The sequence below is a fragment of the Roseateles subflavus genome, assembly GCF_030285365.1.
Classification (GTDB): domain Bacteria; phylum Pseudomonadota; class Gammaproteobacteria; order Burkholderiales; family Burkholderiaceae_C; genus Roseateles_B; species Roseateles_B subflavus.
In genome coordinates this window covers 89963-105407 of the sequence record NZ_JASVDS010000008.1, presented here as the reverse complement: position 1 = coordinate 105407, position 15445 = coordinate 89963, and the positions used below count along the sequence as shown (strand labels likewise).

General features: G+C 63.5%; 15 protein-coding genes. 9 read left to right on the top strand and 6 right to left on the bottom strand.

Annotation, left to right across the window (positions count from 1 at the left end; all coding sequences use genetic code 11):
• Window positions 1-24 precede the first annotated feature (24 nt).
• Entirely contained in the window at window positions 25-336 is a 312-nt protein-coding gene (locus QRD43_RS20910) for an HU family DNA-binding protein (RefSeq protein WP_285984451.1), read from the bottom strand.
• A gap of 183 nt (window positions 337-519) precedes the next feature.
• On the opposite strand from QRD43_RS20910, the gene QRD43_RS20905 reads away from it, so the two are divergent.
• The 9 genes from QRD43_RS20905 to QRD43_RS20865 all read left to right on the top strand — a co-directional run bounded on the left by QRD43_RS20905 (window position 520) and on the right by QRD43_RS20865 (window position 9957).
• Window positions 520-975, top strand: coding sequence for a hypothetical protein (locus tag QRD43_RS20905; RefSeq protein ID WP_285984450.1), 456 nt, complete (start codon window positions 520-522; stop codon window positions 973-975).
• 25 nt (window positions 976-1000) lie between these two features.
• Window positions 1001-1540: a bactofilin family protein gene (locus QRD43_RS20900; RefSeq protein WP_285984449.1), complete on the top strand. Its 540-nt coding sequence runs from the start codon at window positions 1001-1003 to the stop codon at window positions 1538-1540.
• Between the two features lie 19 nt (window positions 1541-1559).
• On the top strand, window positions 1560-2318 hold the full coding sequence (locus QRD43_RS20895) for a hypothetical protein (protein WP_285984448.1): 759 nt from the start codon (window positions 1560-1562) through the stop codon (window positions 2316-2318).
• 25 nt (window positions 2319-2343) lie between these two features.
• Entirely contained in the window at window positions 2344-4050 is a 1707-nt protein-coding gene (gene dnaG / locus QRD43_RS20890) for a DNA primase (protein ID WP_285984447.1), read from the top strand.
• Window positions 4051-4263: 213 nt separating this feature from the next.
• On the top strand, window positions 4264-4941 hold the full coding sequence (locus QRD43_RS20885) for a bactofilin family protein (RefSeq protein ID WP_285984446.1): 678 nt from the start codon (window positions 4264-4266) through the stop codon (window positions 4939-4941).
• A 54-nt stretch (window positions 4942-4995) separates the two neighbouring features.
• Window positions 4996-5658, top strand: a complete 663-nt coding sequence (locus QRD43_RS20880; protein WP_285984445.1) for a hypothetical protein — start codon at window positions 4996-4998, stop codon at window positions 5656-5658.
• A 4-nt stretch (window positions 5659-5662) separates the two neighbouring features.
• Entirely contained in the window at window positions 5663-6628 is a 966-nt protein-coding gene (locus QRD43_RS20875; RefSeq protein ID WP_285984444.1) for an ATP-binding protein, read from the top strand.
• A gap of 16 nt (window positions 6629-6644) precedes the next feature.
• Entirely contained in the window at window positions 6645-8588 is a 1944-nt protein-coding gene (locus QRD43_RS20870; RefSeq protein WP_285984443.1) for a hypothetical protein, read from the top strand.
• Window positions 8589-8790: 202 nt separating this feature from the next.
• Entirely contained in the window at window positions 8791-9957 is a 1167-nt protein-coding gene (locus QRD43_RS20865) for a CAP domain-containing protein (protein WP_285984442.1), read from the top strand.
• 53 nt (window positions 9958-10010) lie between these two features.
• Here the strand turns inward: QRD43_RS20865 and QRD43_RS20860 are convergent, their stop codons facing one another.
• The 5 genes from QRD43_RS20860 to QRD43_RS20840 form a co-directional block, all read right to left on the bottom strand.
• On the bottom strand, window positions 10011-10478 hold the full coding sequence (locus tag QRD43_RS20860; protein WP_285984441.1) for a hypothetical protein: 468 nt from the start codon (window positions 10476-10478) through the stop codon (window positions 10011-10013).
• Window positions 10479-10674: 196 nt separating this feature from the next.
• On the bottom strand, window positions 10675-11454 hold the full coding sequence (locus tag QRD43_RS20855; protein ID WP_285984440.1) for an N-acyl amino acid synthase FeeM domain-containing protein: 780 nt from the start codon (window positions 11452-11454) through the stop codon (window positions 10675-10677).
• Between the two features lie 11 nt (window positions 11455-11465).
• On the bottom strand, window positions 11466-12533 hold the full coding sequence (locus QRD43_RS20850; RefSeq protein ID WP_285984439.1) for a c-type heme family protein: 1068 nt from the start codon (window positions 12531-12533) through the stop codon (window positions 11466-11468).
• A gap of 22 nt (window positions 12534-12555) precedes the next feature.
• The gene (locus QRD43_RS20845) at window positions 12556-13260 is read right to left on the bottom strand and encodes a DUF8082 domain-containing protein (RefSeq protein ID WP_285984438.1); all 705 of its coding nucleotides are present in this window, start codon (window positions 13258-13260) and stop codon (window positions 12556-12558) included.
• A 26-nt stretch (window positions 13261-13286) separates the two neighbouring features.
• Complete coding sequence (locus QRD43_RS20840) at window positions 13287-13997, bottom strand: superoxide dismutase (protein ID WP_285984437.1); 711 nt, start codon at window positions 13995-13997, stop codon at window positions 13287-13289.
• Between the last annotated feature and the right edge of the window lie 1448 nt (window positions 13998-15445).

The following is a 15445-nucleotide window of genomic DNA, read 5'->3' as shown; positions in this document are numbered from 1 at the left end:
TTGGAACAATATAACTGTGCAATGCTAATCATCCTCATCGACCTGGCATTTCTCGGCAACCACCTGCAGGACCCGGGTCAAACGCCCCGCCGGCGCAAACCGGACCACCAGCTTTTCGGGGATGAAGATCACTGCTCCCGATGATGGACTTCGGCCATGCCGGGCAGCCCTGCGCTTCACGCGCAGCGAACCCGTGCCCGGCAGGTTCAGCTTCCCCGTGACCGCCAACTCCTCGGTGAAGGCGTCGAAGATCGACTCGGCCAGTGCCGTCAGCTCAGATGGATGGCGTGCCGGGAGGTGTCGCTTCAGAACGCGCATCAGTAGCGACTTGCTCATGGATTTCAGGACTCCTCGACGCTTGAGCCCCAATCGAGATCCGGGGCACTCGCAACTCCTGGTTGCTTATTACGTTTCGCGTTGTATTATCTCTACGCAATGCTTTCAACGCCAGCCCCCCACAATCCAATGCCAGTCACGAGGCCGAATGCCGTCGCATTGGGAACGCCACAGGACATCGCTGTGGCCCTGCATGGCGCAGAGGCCGTCACGTTGCGCGGCTTCAACGCCGAGCCCTTGCCTCCGAACTGGATGCGCAACGACGTCAGCTTCGTGGCCGCATCGGTGGGTCCGACCGACCTCATGCGCGCCGAGCAAAAACGGCACCGCACCACGCTGACTCTTCTTGTCGCGAGTGCTTTGGCCGCCCAAGTCGCCCTGCTGCTGACGTGGGTCGTCCTCCGCCCGCACACGAACGACGACAGCACCAACACAGGCAAGGCCTGGCATGTCAGTGCCGTGCAAGCCCGAGGCGTCGAAGTCTCCACCGGCGGCATATCCGGCCAGCGACCGATCACCGCATTCGTTCCCGTGGGCTCGCGGCTTCCCACCGGGGAGGTCCTTCAATCGACCGTCCCAGAGAAGAATGCCTACATCACCAGCACCGCAACCGTCGTGCTCCGACCAACGCAGCGCTAGACCCCACTTACTACCAGTGTTACTCATGGATCAAGCCCGCAACCCGATGCCCCCCGCGCACGCGCCGAACGCGGGCAGCACGACCGCTCCAAGCAGTCGCGCTTCTGAGCGCGCCGCCAAGGTCGACACACTGACCCTGTCGCTGCGAGAGCACGGCGTCGGCTTCTTCGTCCCCCCCGGCGCCACCATGCAAAGTGCTCGGCTAGTGATGCCATATGGTGCACTGATCAGCGGCACTTTCATCGGCGACCTGATCTGCGAGGCGGGCAGCGTCATCATCACGAAGGGCGGCATGGTCTGTGGCAGCATCGTCGCCGACCGGGTCTATATCGAGGGCGATGTCGCCTCCAGCAAGAGCAAACGCTCCCTGGTCACCGGCCGCGCACTCGTCGCCGCTTCCTCGACGGCACGCATCAACGGTGACCTCAAGAGCGCTGCCTTTGCCATCCACAAACCACAGCTTTGGGGCCAACTCATCAGCGTCGACGAACCGGCCCCGAAGTCCAAACCGGCGGCAGAGATCGAGAGTGCAGCCGCCAAGGCGGCTCAAAGGCTCACCGCCTGACAAGCCCCGGAGCGGCCCGATGAAGAACCTGCGCCACTTCGCAAGGCAGTCTCCGCTGATCATCTTCGGCGTCTCGCTGTTCATAGCCGGGATCGCCCTCGGCGCGGCAGCGACCGCCTGGGCGTCCCTTGGCACGACAGCTCAGTTGCGCGCTGGCCTGGTCGAAGCCGCTGGCCGTGAGCAAGCCCTGACGGATCTCCTGCGTGCCGCCTTGAACAATCAGACCGAAGACAACCTCATCGCCAAGGCGAGCGGCCTCGCATCCGCCTCGGGCCAGCCACTCCAGGCTCCAGCTGCAGCCTCGACCCCTGGTGCCGAAGCCAGTCAATCCGCCCCCACTTCGACCGCTGAGGCCCCGGCGACACAAGCCCAAGCACAACGCCCCTTAGCTGCACCAAGGCAGAAGGCCGCGGCATTTCTTCCAGCAACCCCGTCGCGCCAGAAGGCTCAGCTTCACGAGGGCGCCACACCTGCTCCCAGCAAGCAGCCAGCAGCATCATCAGTTGAGCCAGCAACCACCCAGATCGCTGTCATGGCAAGCCCTGCTCCAAGCGCGCCTACGTCGACTCTCGCAGCCACCCCGCCCACCAATGGGCGCCTCGAAGCGGTAACCGCCGCCAAAGCGCAGGTCGATGCACTCGACAAGGCCTGGGTGCGAATGACCAACGGCCAGACCATCCGAGTCAACGAGAAGTTTCCCTCTGGCGAGACGCTGATCTCGGTCGATCCCGCGAAGAGCCAGATCGTCACGGATCGGCGCGTACTCCTGATTCTGTGACGGGCAGCAGCCCCACACCAGTCCAGTGACCTCAAGTGCCAACCACGGCTTCGGCCGGGTTCCCGATGCATTCCTCGACACGCTGAAGGACCGCACAGACGTTGTGGCCCTCATTGGCCGCCGGGTCGAGCTGAAGAAAGCAGGCGCCACCTACAAGGGTCTGTGCCCCTTCCATTCCGAGAAGTCGCCCAGCTTCACCGTCAGCCCGAGCCGACAGACCTATCACTGCTTTGGCTGCGGGATGCACGGCGGCGCCCTGTCGTTCCTGATGGAGTACGAAGGGACGCCGTTTCGAGAGGCCGTCGAAGCCCTGGCAGCCGAAGCCGGCATCGCCCTGCCAGCAGAGATGACAGGCAGCGGCACACATAGCGTGGACACCAAGCCGCTGTTTGCCGCGATGGAACGGGCCGCCCGCTTCTACCGCTACTCGCTCGGCCAAAGCGAGGAGGCAAAGGCCTACCTCAAGAGTCGTGGCGTCATCAAGGAAACGCTGAACCGCTTCTGCATCGGCTTCGCGCCAGCAGGGTGGCGCAACCTCAGAGAAGCCTTCAGCGACTACGAGCGCAACCAACACATCCTCGATTGCGGCCTGGTACGTGAAAAGAAGGCCGATGCCCACGAGGGCAGCGGGACACCCTCGCCAAGTGCCCGGGCCAGCCGCTATGACTGCTTTCGCCGCCGGATCACCTTCGGCGTGAGGAATTCGCGCGGCCAGCTCGTAGCGTTTGGCGGTCGGGTCATCGATCCCGAGGAGGGCCCCAAGTACCTGAACTCGGCCGAATCAGCCATCTTCGATAAGAGCAGCACTCTGTTCGGCCTTTACGAGGCCAGAGAGCACATTCGCACCAAGCGTGAAGCGCTGGTCGTCGAGGGCTACATGGACGTGGTGATGTTGAGCCAGTCCGGCGTCCGCAATGTGGTGGCCGCGATGGGCACTGCCTTCACAAGGCTCCACCTCGAGCGACTGCTTTCTACGACCAGCCGCATCATCTACGCCTTCGATGGAGATGCGGCCGGACGCCAAGCGGCATGGCGGGCGCTCGAGACCACAATGACCGTGCTGGAGGACGAGCACGATTTCCGCTTCCTGCTGCTGCCCTCAGGCCTTGATCCTGACGAACTGGTGCAACAGGAAGGGCTCAACGCCTTCGAAGCACGAGCCGGCAAGGCACTGAGCCTGTCTGAGTTCATGGTCCGCGAACTGACGGAGCGCCACAACGGCCTGGCCACGCCCGAAGACCGGGCGCGATTTGAATCCGAGGCCACCGAGATCGTCTTGAAGATCTCGTTCAAGACCAAGCTGCGCCGCATCCTGCTGAGCCACATCGCGGCCGAGGCGCGCTCACCAGGATCAACAGCTCGGGCAATCCGGTCAGCGGCAAGGCCGCGCCCAACACGCAAGACGGTCTGGGCAGCGCTCACCGAGGCTGCGCGCCGCGCACCTGCCACAGCCGCCAATCTCGCCCAGACGATCGTTCCCCTGCTCGACCTGAGCGCGCCAGACGAGGCCGCGTTCTGCCAACTGCTGACCGACCTGGCGCGCCAGGCGGGCACCCCATCCTCCGACGTAGCGGACGAGGTCATCGCACGCGACACGCTGCATGCCGCGGTGGACATGATCGTCGGCTACCGCGAAGAGCAGGCCAAGGCGGACCTGGTACGTCAGTTCAACGCTGGTGAACTGGACGAGGCCAGCTACTTGCGCAAGCGTCAGGCGATGTTCTGCTCTTGAGCGAATGCCAGGGCATGCCTGGCTGGGATTTGCGGCGACCCAGAGTGCATGACGGCACGTCTTCCAAGGCACAAAACCTCACTGAACCAAGGACTTCGCCTCTTGGGCGCGATCTCATGCCCTTGATTTATTAGTTTCGCACAATATCATGTCTGCACATTGATTTCATTCCCTGCTGCGCAGGGCCTCATCGACCTCACCGAGCACCTCAACATGGCCCAGATCACCGAATCCTCCAAGCCGATCACCAACGAGCAGCTGCGCATCACCGATGCGGACCAGATCATGACCGCGATCGACGAGGACACCGTCGTCGAAGGGTCGATTTCGACCCGCAATGGCCGCGGCCTGCTCATCCTCGGCGAGGTGCGCGACGGCGTGCACTCGGAGGGCACCGTCGTCATCGCCGAAGGCGGCCTCGTCTCCGGCCCCATCTATGCCAGCCGCATCGTGGTCGCCGGCACCATCGCCGCAACGGCCAACGACGATGCAGCGAACCCCAAGGGCATTCACGCCGCGATGGTCCTCGAGGCTCTCCCCACCGCGCAGATCAGCGCCCACCTGATCACCTACGGCGAGATCGAAGCGCATCGCGGCGCACAGATCCATGGCCGTCTGGAGGCCCTGCCGAAGCGCGCTCAAGCTGCCGCCCCGGCGACCGTTGCCAAAGTCACCTCCCTTCCGATCCCGACCACCCAACGTGCCCGCGTCGAATCCGAGACCCCCTCGGATGCCGCGGCCACCAAGGCACCCGCCGACGGCTCGCACGTCACTCCGCCTCCGGCCTCATTGACGGGCAGCCTGCCGGAAGACCTCACCCTGGACGTTCCCGAAGCCGAGCCCCAGGACCAGGAAGTGACCTACACGCTGCCGCTGGCCGCTGGCCGTTAAGCCTTCCGTCGAACGACGAGCCGACGCCCCGTCCCTTGCACCACGGAGTGCCACATGCTTGCAGCTGCTCCATCGCATCCTTCCGACGCGAAGGGCCTCCAGCCCCACGCAGCCACACGTCCTGCGGCGCTGCGATGCCACGCTTGCCGCGTGCTGCTCCGGCGCAGCGATGGCGATGACGTAGATGCTGGCTTCTGCGGCGGGTGCAAAGGTACGGAGGCCGCTGCAGAACTGGCCCAGTCGATGCTGCCGCCCGCGTCATCGACTGGAACCACCCCCTTTTCGCAGATGGTGCAAAGCGCCTCTCGGTCCGGCCTCGGCGCTACCGTTGATGGCCGGGTAGTCTCCCCGCTGTCCAGCCCGCGACAGTTCACCTCAGCGGATCTCTCGTTGATCAAGAAGGTCGGCCGCTTCATGCCGCAACCCCAGCTCCTGAAGATCCTCAACGACCGCCTCCGAATCGACGCCGGCGACAGTGCCGCATCTTTCACGCCGGAACAGCTCCAGCAAGAACTTGCCAGACAGGGCGCCGTCAACGCCGGCGGTGGCCGCGACTGGACCAGCCTGCGCAAGCGTCTGGCGATCGCCCGCCGTGAGGGCGTCCTCGCCACGATCACCGAGCAGGTCATCAATGACTTCGCCATCGTCTACCAGCTCAACGCCAAGCAGGTGCTGGAGCTCAAGGACATCGTCCTCCCCGCCAGCCGCGAGGAATGAACCCATGAGCTCAGACGCCACCTTCGGCGCGATGCACGCCGTCATCCAACGCACCGAGATGCTGAGCGCCCAGCTCACCTTTGGGAGCGTGAACATCTCCCTGGCCGAGTACGCAACCACTGGCCTTCTCTCCATGGGCGTGGGGCCGCGCGGCTGCGGAAAGACCAACGTCGGTCAGGTCATGGCGGAGCAGCTCTCCGGACAGGGCTGGGTGGCCGTGATCTTCGACCCTGAAGGCGAGATGGAGCTGATGTACGGCGAGGCCGTGACTGATCCTGAGGACCTGCGCGAGAAGCTGACCTCTCGCAATACGCCGATCATCGTCGTGCGGGCGGCCAATGCGTCCGAGTTCGTCCCTTATGGCCGAGTCGTGCTCGAGGTGGCCGACAAGCTGCGCAAGCCCATGCTGGTGGTCGTCGACGAAGGCCAGGTCTTCAGTGCACCTCGCAAGAGGTCCGAGAGCCTGGGCGAAGCCGTGGACCTCATCAATGAGTTCGCCGATCGCGGCCGCAAGCGCGCCGTCGATCTCTACATGACGGCGCTGCGGTACACCGGCAGCGTCCATCGCACGCTGTTCTCAAACACCAACCTGACCTTCATCGGCTGCCAGAACGACGCCGCCGGCTGGTCCGCACTTTCCCCGCAATTCAAGTCAGCCGGGATCACCTTCGGAGACCTGAACAGCCTGGCACCAGCTGAGTTCTTCTGCATCAGCCGCTTTGGCATCGAGAAGGTGAAGATGCAGATGGCCGAGGCGTTAAAGAAAGTTGCGCCGGCCGTCGTGCAGGTGAAGAGAAATCTGCCGGCAACATACAGCCAGTGGGATCGAGCGATGCGCGAAATACCCACAGAGCGCCTGCAGGCGCTATCGGAACCCGTCACCGCCTTGCTGGGCCAGATTGCCGGCCTGACGGCCCAACAGATGATGGCCGGCCAGGAAGCGCTGGTCGACGAGCTCGAGTGCCGGTGAGGCACTGCATGTGCGCGTGGACGACATGGCCATCCCAACGAACGATTCCGATTGGAAGACGTTCGTCCTGATCCATGGAGTAGGAGCCAAGGGGCGCGATCTCGCCGCCGTCCTTGGACGATCGTTGGACGAAATCTTGCTCATCAGGAGAACGGATTCAACGGCCAGATCATCCGGGCAACGGCACCGTGGCTTGGCATTCGACGAACTCTTCACCCGCTGGCATGGCCGCGCGCCCTCCGAAGAGGAGTGGCCGAAGCCGCGGTTCATGCCTGGCCGCGGCGCCTATGAATGGCTGCCGCCCGAGATCACCTTGCTGGCCACCCTGGTGGGCCAGCTCGGAAAGAAGGAGATCGTCCAGGTCCTCACGGAACGACTGCGCGTCATCACCGGTGACCCGGCGGCGCAGCGCGATCCGATGGGCGTGCAGAACCGAGTCACTCGCCTGGGCCTGCAGTTCCGAGATGTCCTGGGCGGCATTGCTCTGTCGGAGGCCGGTCGAGAGATTGGCTCCTACCAGCTGGTTTCGCAGGCGAAGTCCAACGGCGAACTCGAGACTTTCCGCGTTGGCTCGATCGACGTCGTGCCCCACAAGGCCTGGGAAGCGTTCAAAGCCAAGAAGCAACTGCCGCCCGAAGGCTATGTGCAACTCAGCACGCTCCGCGAACGACTCTGCATTGCCTCTGACAAATTGAGCGAGTTCGCCCGCATGGGCTATGTGCCGGGCGCCATCCGTGTGAGACCCTTCTGCACACCAGGTGCGAGGAGCACCAAGTTCGGCACCTGGTACGTGCCCGCGGCGCTGGCCGACCAGCTGCTGGAGGATCGACGCGCCGGGCGGCCCATGCCATGGCATGGCAAGCCCATCATGGACAACCTGAAGGCCACTTTCCGCACCTGGCAGGCCAGAAGGCACCCGATCCACTGCACAACCTGTACAGGCATCTGGGGCGCGCGCGGCGCGCCGGCGGACTTCAAGGCCTATATGGAGCAGTACCCGCCACTGGACCACGGCAGCAAGCGTCACCTGACGATGGCATGGAAGCCCGGGCTCACACCCGAGGAGGTCGCGGCTCAAGCGCAGGTCAACGCAGACGCTGTCCACACTGCCATCTCCAACGGGGTTCTCGAAGCGAAGGCCATCGACGGCGAGACTCGCATCACGCGAACCAGCGCCACGCTATGGATCGCCAGGAAGTGCCCCTCGGGCGAGAGCCGCAAGTCATGGGTCTCCGTGGAGATGGCCATCAAGCAGTACGGATTCACGCGTGAAGAAATCGTCAGCATGATCGAGCGCGATGAGATCCGCAGCAAGCTGGGCATGCACGGCGGCATGCGCGGCATCGTCTACCTGCTACGCCAGCAATGCCGAGACATCCGCAACCGCGTTGGCTACTCCGAAGAGCAAGCCGCGGCACTGGCCAAGGTCAGCGTGCCTGAGCTGCGCGGGCTGCTCGAGGGCGTGAACTGGCGCGGCGCCATGGGCATACCACACTCCACGCTGCAGGCAGTCATCAAGCGACGGGACAGCTACCACGGCCGCACCATCGAGGAAGCCGCAGCAGCCCTCGAAGTCTCGACGGACAAGATCCAGGCGTTGATCGATGAAGGGGTCATTCGACTCAGTCGCGCCAGCTGGAGCAGCCGCGTCTACGTCACCAACCCGATGTTTGAACGGCTCAAGGTAGCGCTGAATGCGCCTGCGAGGCCTTCCAGGCTTCCTACCGACGAGTGGGTGCGCGTATCTCAGGCATCCAACCTTGCTGGAGTCAGCATGGCCACCCTGATTCGCTGGGCCGAAAATGGCGAGGTGATCCGGGAACCCAGGCCGTCTGGGCAGTTCTACCTGGTTCGCAGCGTACAAGAGCGCGCCCGACGGTATTGGCTCAACCCGCGGCTCACCCGGGCAACTCGACCGGCCTGGCTGCTCGCAGAGCAGTCCTGCTCGACGACCGATTGAGGCTTCGCCCTCCACCGTCATCCACCCGGCGCCACAAGCTTGTCACGGCATTGCACCCAAACATCGAGTTAGGAGCGCGGAATCTGCATCGCCCTAGCCGGTGCTATTGAGTTCCAGGAATTGGATTGCGTATAGTAATTTTCATGCTCCACGCAATTCAGCGTCCACACCGAGTGCAAATCTAGCAAGGGACCAAATGAATATGAACCAGACCCACACCACTCGCCTGGCCCAGCTGGCGACGTCCGTCCTGCTGGCCGCCACCTTGGCTCTGACGGCCTGCGGCGGCGGCGGGGGTGGTGCGGCCGGACCGTCCACCCCGACGCCCGCCGCACCGACATGCCCAGCTGGCCAGACCGAAATGACGGCACCGACCTGGAATGGCTCGGCCTGGGTGGGCCAAGTCTGCGCGTCCACGCCCGTCGTGGCTTCGACCGGTACGCTGACCACCAGCGTCTCGACTGCGACCTACGCAGACAACAGCCTGCAGCAATCGGCCTTCAACGCCCTGAACCTGGTTCGCAAGAACGCCGGCGCCGGCCTCGTGTCGCAGCATGCCGCGCTGGACACCTCGGCTGGTGCCCACGCCAAGTACTTGACGACCAACATCGCCACGGCCTTCACCGTCAACGCCCACACCGAGGACCCATCGAAGCCTGACTTCTACGAAGCGACGGTCGGCATGCGCATGGCCAAAGCCGGCTTCAGCGTGGGCAGCTACTGGACCGAGGTCATCGGTGGCACCGGCGCATCGCGCCAGGGCTCGGATTGCGTCCTGGGCCTGCTGGGCACGGTCTATCACGCGGCCGCCCTGCTGAGCCAGGCCACCAACGTCGGCATCGGCTTCGGCACGGACACCGCCAACATTCCGATGTGCGTGGTCGACCTCGGCTCGCAGTCAAACGAAAGCTACCCGCAGGTAGCGCCTTCCGGGCAGATCGTTGCCTATCCCTACGATGGCCAGACGGGCCTGTTTTACTCCTTCGACATTGCCTTCGAGGTCCCCCGCCCGCCTGTGGCCCTGTTCCCGAACGCCACGTCCGGCACCCCGGTCATCGTCAACATCCGCAACGCGGATTTCGTCAACTACAAGGCCGCCGGCACGCTGAACGCCGTCGTTTCCAAGTTCGAGATGAAGGACGCCAATGGCAATCTGGTGCCCGTCGGCATCTTGGCCAGCCCCGGCATCGGCGCAGCAAATGTCAGTCTGACTTCTGACGGCAACCTCGGCGAAGGCTTCGTCGTGCTGGTGCCCATCGCTCCGCTGAACAAGGGAGGCACCTACTCGGTCACTTTTGCCGCGACTCTCAAGGCCGGTGGCAGTTCCTTGAGCAAGACCTGGCACTTTGTTGCTGACCGTGATCGTTGAGCGGCGGTCAGCAAAGCGATTTGAGGGGCTGGCATGTATGCGCCGGCCCCTTTTTATCTGCGCCAGTCCGTCAATACTTCCAGGGGCTGCGTGTCTGCAAAGTCTCGCGCCTGCAGTGGATGCCCGGTGTCCGCTGGGAACAAATCGGCCATCAGATTGGAAGCTGGCGCGAAGGGCAAATTCGAACCATCCTTCTTTGAGATGGAGCAGAGATCCTCAGATTCTTGGCCGTCGGCAGCGCTGCGCTGCTCTGCGAACGCTTGAGCTCTCATCTCATGCTCTTGGGCCTTGCGGCGCATCTGCAGGTGCAGGAGCCCCAGTTCACCGCTCAGGTGCTGTCCGCCCCCCAGTCTTTCAAGCTGGCGCAACGCATGGCTGAGGACCTGCGCGGGGATGTAGGAGAAGGGATCCACCTTGGCCAGCTTCAGCGTCTGCTCGACGATGACCAGGTGCTTCAGTGTCGACCTGGCGGCCGGATGCTCGTTCAGCAGCGCCGTCAGTGCAACGGCAGAAATGGGCACGGCCCGTTCCACAGATCGGCCCTCGGGAACATCCATCAACACGGAGTCCCGAAATACCTCAGAGCCCGCGGGAACACTTTCACGCAGCTTGCGAAGAGTGGAACTCTTTCGGCGATGCTCCTTCCACGATCCCCAGGCACACCATAGGGACGCAAGGAAGCCGCGACGCATGTCACCGGGCCTGTAGTGCTGGGGTTCACGTTGCGTCATTGGCGGCCTCCGTCAACGTCCTGATGCGGCGGACGATGCCCTCCTCTTCTTGCGACGAGAAGCAATAGGCATACAGGCTCTTTGCAGGCCATTGCCCGCCCCGTCCGCCAAGCCTGCGAATCTGCCTCTCGGCGTGCTCTAGCGACAGCTTCAGGAGCACCGCAGGAGCATTGGCGCGATCGCATTTGCGCTCGGGACCGGCCAGCTCGAATCCCAGAGAACGCACGTAGAACGGTACATGCCTGGGATTCACTTCGGCTAGCAACGTCGTTCGACCATTGAGGACTCGCGCATAGATGTAGGCGATGTGGAACAACGATGCCAGGATGTGCTTATTGAGGTCCGTCGGGTCCATCGCCAGGCTGGTGATCTCGCAGAGCCGAACATCAGGCCCGCGGAGCTGGGCTACCTCAGCTGGATAGGCCTTGTCGCACAAGAGCCCCGTCTCACTGTCCAGACCGAGCGTCACGGTGCCCAACGGCCCGTTGTGACTGTCTGCAAACAACGTGATGACATTGGGCCTTCTCTCCCTCGCCAGACCGGGCACGTCATAGCCGCGCCAGCTGTAGCGCCGTTCGATGAGCAGGCTCGCTGCTCCACGCTGATCGTAGCTGTCAGCCACACGAACCTGAAACCGTCCAACAGCTCCGGCGGGTGTCGGTGGATGTGGAATTCGCGTATGGCGCGTTCCACTTGAGGACAGCACGATGTCAATGATCTCTGAATCATCGATGGTGCTGTCAGCGTAGACCTGTTCTGCGGGCATGATGGGACCTCCTAGGGACTCGAGGGAGTCACGTTGCTTGGCTGACCTCGGCTCTGCCGATGCAGCAAGCGGATGGACTGGTACATGGCCTTGATGGCGGCACTCAGGCGATGCACTTCGTTGTTCGAGCCATGCTCGTCGTCGATGAGGTGCAATTTCCCAATGTCGCTGCCAAGCTCAGAATGAGCGGCTCGCTCGGCATACGATTTGAGTTGGCGGACCGGCCCGATGATCGAGCGCTGGACGTAGGCCAGCACGCACAGCGTCGACAGGAAGAACGCCCCCACGGCCAGCCAAGTCTTCCAGCTGAACTCGCTTACCAGCTGCTGGGGTTCATAGTTCAGCGCGATCGCGACGCTGATCACGCCGGCGACTTCACCTTCCTTGTAGCCATAGCCCTGCAAGGCTCCGTAACGCGCCCGCACGGCCTGAGGTGCCTTCTCTGCGGTGTCGTGACACTTCAGGCATGCCGAAGTCGCGATCACGCTTCTGGCGTAATGGAGTTCGTCGCCACGCACTTCAGAGTATTCGGTCTGCTTCGTGGCGCGCAACGTCTCGATCGCCGCCAGCTCGAACTTCGACGGCGCGTTGTGGGGATTCATGGGCTTGTCACTGGTCATCCGGAACTTGACCTTCGAAGTGGATGCCTGGGTGACGTCACTGAGCTCTCGCTGGACCAGGGCCGGGTTCTTTCGGTGGTAGGCCGCCAAGCCGCTTTCAAGGTCATCCAGATCCTCTTGCGAAAGCACGGGGGTCCGCGCAGGCATAGCGCGCGCGCTCGCACCTGGTGCAGATGAAGGCGCTACTGCCGGTCGCGGATACGCCAGCTCGCGCTCGAGATGGTTGCCCACCTGGAGGCCTACGTCAGACGGATCGCTCTTGACCCAAACGCCCTTGTACTGGCTGGCCCAAGTCCCCACGTGCTCCACGAAGTCCGCTTCAATGCGCGCTTGGTTTCTCGCCTCGTTGAGGTAGATGGTTTCGCCTACCTGGTAGGCACATATGACCCCCAGCACCGTTGCCAACGCCAGCAGTGCCGTCAATTGAGCCGCAATGGGCAAACGCTTCCAAAGCTTCATGTGATCCTCTCCTCTGCGGCGCTCAGGCGCCAAACTCGGCGAGGAAACGATCGCGTTCGCGCGAGTCCTCAATGGTGGCCGCTACGGCGTTGACCAGTGCAAGCAATGACGCGCCTTGCGGCTGCCGCTTGAGTAGTGAGCGAAGGGCTCGATCCACGACATCGTCAGCGGCCGGACCGACGAACTTGCGCAGTCCGAGCTTCACCCGTCCCAGACCCGCCACGCTCACCATCGCCCCACGATCGTCAGGGAATGGCGTGTTGGCCGCGGACGTCGCCGCAGCGAGCATCGGCAAGGTGCCTGATTTGAGCCCTGTGACAGCCAAGTGAAGTGCGGCTTGGGTCCTTGCCACGAGGCCGACAGCACCTTGGCGCTTCGTGTAGGTTTCGTCGTAGACCGTGACCTGCTCTGTCATCAGGAAGACTGGGGGGACGTCGGCACGCGACTTCAGAGAATTGGCAAACCGGAAGCCACTCTCAGCTGGCCCCAGTTGCCCCATGTCGCAGAAGATCGCATCGAATCTACTCCGGTCCAGATGCTCCAGGCCTTCGCGACAGGTGCGCACGACGGCGAATGCAAGCCCCTGCGGTGGAAGCCGGAACCGCTCGGGAAATGCCGTGATGATGAGAAGGGCCAACAGACGCTCTGGCTTGGGATCACGTCCGGCCACGGTCTGTGGCCCGGCCTCGTCGGCGAGCGGAGTTTCCTTGCGCAGCAATCGAATCATGGCGTGTCTCCCGAGCAGCAGGGGGATTACAGGTGGGCGAGGTTTGCTTCAACGAAGCGCCAGTCGAGCAGGTGGTCGAGCACGGCCGCCGCGTACTCGCTACGGCGGTTTTCATAGTCGACGTAGTAGGCGTGTTCCCAGACATCCAGCACCGCAAGCGGCTCGAATGCGACCGATGCGATCGGTGTCTCTGCGTTGCTGGTCTTCATCAGCGCCAGGCGCTTGGTCGCCTTGTCGGCGACGAGCCAGACCCATCCAGAGCCGAACTGCCCCGCGGATGCACTGAGAAAGGCCTTGCGGAACTCGCCTAAAGAACCGAAGGATTCGTTCACCTTCTCCAGCACCTCCAGGCCAGGCTTGCCGCCACCTTTGGGAGTCAGGCTCTGCCAGAAGAACGCATGATTCCACCCCTGTGCCGCGTTGTTGAACAGTGCGGTCTTGTCGGCCAGCCCACTGGTGCCCCGGACGATCTGTTCGAGGGTGTGGCCCTCAAACCCACTGCCTGGCATCAGCTTGTTCAGGTTGTCGAGGTAGCCGGCGTGGTGCTTCCCATAGTGGAGGCCCACTGCGCGACTCGACATCACGGGCGCGAGGTCCCCCGGCTCCCAAGGCAGCTTGGGAAGATCAAAAGGAGGAACGGCTGGCTTGGATTGCGGATCCCCAGCCCAGCTGCGCCCTGCGGCACAAGCGACGCCCGATGCAGCAAGCACCATGATGGAACGACGTGGCATTTTCATTGGGTCACTCTCCTGAGTGGTTAGCGCCAAAGCTCATTGGCCAAGCGCCGTAGAAGGAGCTGCCGCAGGTGACCGACCCCTTCACGTGTCGGGGCCGGTCGACCGGATCGGCAATGGTTCAGCGCTGAAGCCGGATGGAAATGGTCTTGGAGATTCCCGGCGGATTGCCGCTCTCGTCAGCGACATACATCCACCACCTGCTGCAGGACCAAGACGTCTTGCCGACCTTGCCGGCCCGGTATCGATAGACGCACTTGTCAGAGCTGCCTCCGCCGCCTGCCAGGGGCGCGCACTGATCGGCCCAACTCGACACAGAGAGGCTGTCACCATCACATGCGCTGGCGGCCAGCCCATAGGCTGAGCTGGCCTCGGCGTCGATGGAACCGGACACAGACTCGCAGCGCAGCCAATCGGGCGTGCCTGCAGAAGTCACCCACACGCAGTCCGTCGATCCGGATGAGGTCACTGACATGGGGCCATAGGACGACGACGCGCCGCTGGAGAAGGTGCCGCTCCAGTAGAACCATGCCCAGGAAGAGGTCGAGCTGAAGATGTAGTCGATGGATGCCGGGATCGGCGGTGCGCTAGGAGTGCAGACCTGCCCCACCCAGGTGCTGCCATTCCAGGTCGGTGCCGTCGTCTGGGTGTAGCCAGTTCCACAAACAGGCGGCGGCGGCGGCGCGACCGGGCTGCAGACCTGACCCACCCAGGTGCTGCCATTCCACGTGGGCGCAGTGGTTTGCGTATAGCCAGCTCCACAGCTGGGCGGCGGCGGAGGGGCTACGGGTGTGCAAACCAGTCCCACCCAGGTACTGCCGTTCCAGATGGGCGCAGTGGTTTGCGTGAAACCACTGCCACAGGTGGGTGCCGGCGGTACTGACGGGGGAACGCAGGTAGGAGCAGACCACGAGGTGCCGTCCCAAACGGGGGCAACCTGCATCGTGTATCCCGAAGGACATGTCGGCGCGGGGGGGGGTGTCACTACCGTGCAGGTGGGCATTCCCCAGGTGCCTGTCGAGCTGTTCCATACGGCTGCAGATGTCTCGGTGGTGCCGGGCGGACATGTCGGAGGCGGCGATGCGGGAGTGCACACTTGGCCCACCCAAACGCCACCGGCATAGGTCGGCGCCGTCGTCTCCGTGTACCCTGCGGGGCAGCTAGGCTTTGGCGAGCTCGGTGCACACGTCGGCGCAGTCCATGCGCTACCCGTCCACACCGGAGGTGAGGTTTGCACGTACCCGCTGCCGCAGGTTGGCGCGGTTGGCTGGTCACAGTCCGGTGAGGTCCACGACGCACCGGTCCAGACAGCTGGACTCGATTCGACGTAGCCGCTTGGACAGCTCGGCGCGGGGGTGTAGTGGCATGTCGGCGCCGTCCACCTGGATCCAATCCACTTGGCCGGGGACACACTCACCCAGCCATCTGTGCTGGAGCAGGTCGGCGGCGCT